The sequence below is a fragment of the Streptomyces aureoversilis genome (assembly GCF_042657885.1).
In the GTDB taxonomy this organism is placed as follows: domain Bacteria; phylum Actinomycetota; class Actinomycetes; order Streptomycetales; family Streptomycetaceae; genus Streptomyces; species Streptomyces aureoversilis.
Map to the genome: position 1 here is coordinate 1 of NZ_JBHSKJ010000078.1, position 787 is coordinate 787.

1 protein-coding gene is annotated in these 787 nt (G+C 67.5%); it reads left to right on the top strand.

What is annotated here, in order from left to right:
* Positions 1 to 787 (top strand): methionine adenosyltransferase (gene metK / locus ACFPP6_RS36490; RefSeq protein ID WP_382051148.1); only part of this gene is annotated, 787 nt, incomplete at both ends.

Sequence of the window (787 nt, forward strand, 5' to 3'; positions counted from 1 at the left end):
GCCGTCGAGACCCTGATCACCACCGGCCTGGTGCACGTGGCCGGCGAGGTGACGACGAAGGCCTACGCGCCGATCGCGTCGCTCGTGCGCAACAAGATCCTCGAGATCGGCTACGACTCCTCGACGAAGGGTTTCGACGGTTCTTCGTGCGGTGTGTCGGTGTCGATCGGTGCGCAGTCGCCGGACATCGCGCAGGGTGTGGATGCGGCCTACGAGGCGCGTGTGGAGGGGGATGAGGACGAGCTCGACCGGCAGGGTGCCGGTGACCAGGGCCTGATGTTCGGCTACGCGTGCGACGAGACGCCCGAGCTCATGCCGCTGCCGATCCACCTGGCGCACCGCCTCTCGCGCCGCCTGTCGGAGGTCCGCAAGAACGGGACCGTCCCCTACCTGCGGCCGGACGGCAAGACGCAGGTGACGATCGAGTACGACGGCAACAAGGCCGTCCGCCTCGACACGGTCGTGGTGTCCTCGCAGCACGCGGCGGACATCGACCTGGACTCTCTTCTGACTCCGGACATCCGTAAGTTCGTGGTCGAGCACGTCCTCAAGGAGCTGGTGGAGGACGGCATCGCACTCGACACCGACGGCTACCGGCTCCTGGTGAACCCGACTGGCCGTTTCGAGATCGGCGGCCCGATGGGTGACGCGGGTCTGACCGGCCGGAAGATCATCATCGACACGTACGGCGGCATGGCCCGTCACGGTGGCGGTGCGTTCTCGGGCAAGGACCCGTCCAAGGTGGACCGTTCGGCGGCGTACGCGATGCGCTGGGTCGCCAAGAACG